General features: G+C 68.4%; 2 protein-coding genes. Both read right to left on the bottom strand.

Features of this window, described 5'->3' with window-relative positions; all coding sequences use genetic code 11:
• The coding region (locus tag VF794_RS17070; RefSeq protein ID WP_331111688.1) for a GAF domain-containing protein at positions 1 to 779 on the bottom strand (779 nt) is incomplete at its 3' end.
• A gap of 142 nt (positions 780 to 921) precedes the next feature.
• Complete coding sequence (locus VF794_RS17065; RefSeq protein WP_331111686.1) at positions 922 to 1212, bottom strand: hypothetical protein; 291 nt, start codon at positions 1210 to 1212, stop codon at positions 922 to 924.
• Between the last annotated feature and the right edge of the window lie 433 nt (positions 1213 to 1645).

Raw genomic sequence — 1645 nt, 5'->3', positions numbered from 1 at the left:
AGCGGCACCCCATAGAGGGCGCGCGTGCCCCACGCGCGCACCGCCGGGCTCCTCACCAGCGGATCCGTCGCCGCCGAGCGCACCTCCAGCGGCTGCCGCTCGGCGGCGATCCTCCCGCTGAAGCCCTCGCCCACCTTCAGGCTGAAGCCGCTGGCCACGTCCTCATCCAGCCCCACCGAGGCCCGCACCCGCAGGGTGTCCCCCTCGCGCAGCAGCAGGCTGACGCAGTCCACCGCCTCGGTCGTCTCCAGGATCACCCCCAGCAGCTTCGGCAGGAAGGTGTCCAGCGCCTCGGTGCCAACCGCCGCCTCGGAGATGCGATCCAACGCCACCAGCGTCCGCTCGCGTGCCCTGGCATAGCGGGACACGGCGGCGGCCACGGCCTCGTCGAAGGTCCGGTTGAAGGACACCACCTCCCGCATCGCCGCCGCCAGGGACGGGGCGCTGGCCGCCTGGAGGTGCTCTCCGTAGCGCTGGAGGATGCAGGCCCGCAGCAGGGCGTACTCCTCGGCCACGTCGTCCAGGTCGAAGCCCGAGTCCAGCCGCTCCAGCGCGTGCACTTCCGGTACGGACTCGAGCGTCGAATGTTCCCCCGTGTGGGCGTTGTCCACCACGTGGGCGATCCGCTCCAGGAGGTTCGGCAGGTGATCCAGCAGCCGAGGTCTCGACAGGTCCTGGGCATAGGGGAGCCGGCGCACCGCCCGCTCCCAGTCCTCCAGGATCTGAACGCGGTTCTCACGGATGAAGGGGCTGAGCCCCGCTCGCCCCGGCTCTGCCATCAAGGTCTCGTTCCTGGACATTCCAATGGTAGGCAACGTCTGCCAGGCCCCGGATTCAGCCACCTTCCCCAAGCCCCTTCCGGCCTGCCTGCCCGACGAGCACTCCCGCCCAGGTGGGGAAGAGGTGGCTCTGGGGCCTCCCCTACTTCCCCTGCGGGGCGCGCGGGGAGATGCCTCGCAGCGTGATCCGCCGACGCTCGGGGTCCACGTCATAGAGCGCGGTATGGCCCTCGATGATGAAGGAGCGGGTCTCGAGGGTCCGGAAGCGCTTCCCCAACACCGGAGCCGGCGTCTCGGGCCTCAACCGGGAGGCGATGCTCTCCAGCTCTTCCCGAATGCGTTGATAGGTCTCCAGTGAAAGGTGCCCCATCTGCGCCCAGGCAGTGGCACTGACTTCCACGGTGTATTGGGAGAGGCTCTCGGGTCGACGCATTCCGGGTAGGGGTGAAGCAGGAATCGCGCCAGCCCGCCTGTCTGTCGTATTGGACACTTATAACAGGGGTTGAGAAGGAGTCTGAAGTTCTTACAGGCAGGAGCCTGAAAGATCTTCAGATGGACAGATTGGTCGGGAGTCCACTTCTCAAGCCAGCAGGGGCTCTTGGGGCTGTCGGCTGATCGCCTCCGGCGGGTCCCCCGGTGCCAGCGGGCGGATCCCTGCATATGTCCCAGGGAGGATCCGCGAAGAGAGTACGCGCCCCATGAGCCTCGACACCCAACCGATGGAGGACGCGCTTTCCCTCACGCTGGCGGACCTGCTGGAGCGGAGGCAGGAGGAGCTGCTTCAGCGCTGGAGCGAGCGGCTGGGCGAGGGGGCCGAGTTGGAGGACGCCCTCGACGGCACCCTGCGCCGGCTGGTCGCGGTGCTG

The sequence above is a fragment of the Archangium sp. genome, assembly GCF_036389735.1.
Classification (GTDB): domain Bacteria; phylum Myxococcota; class Myxococcia; order Myxococcales; family Myxococcaceae; genus Archangium.
Note: the sequence above shows the minus strand (reverse complement) of the source record. Positions and strands in the feature narration are given on the sequence as shown.

Bases quoted from the DNA above. Each gene is read 5' to 3' on its own strand.
- VF794_RS17065 (WP_331111686.1), bottom strand. From the start codon at position 1,212: ATGCGTCGACCCGAGAGCCTCTCCCAATACACCGTGGAAGTCAGTGCC.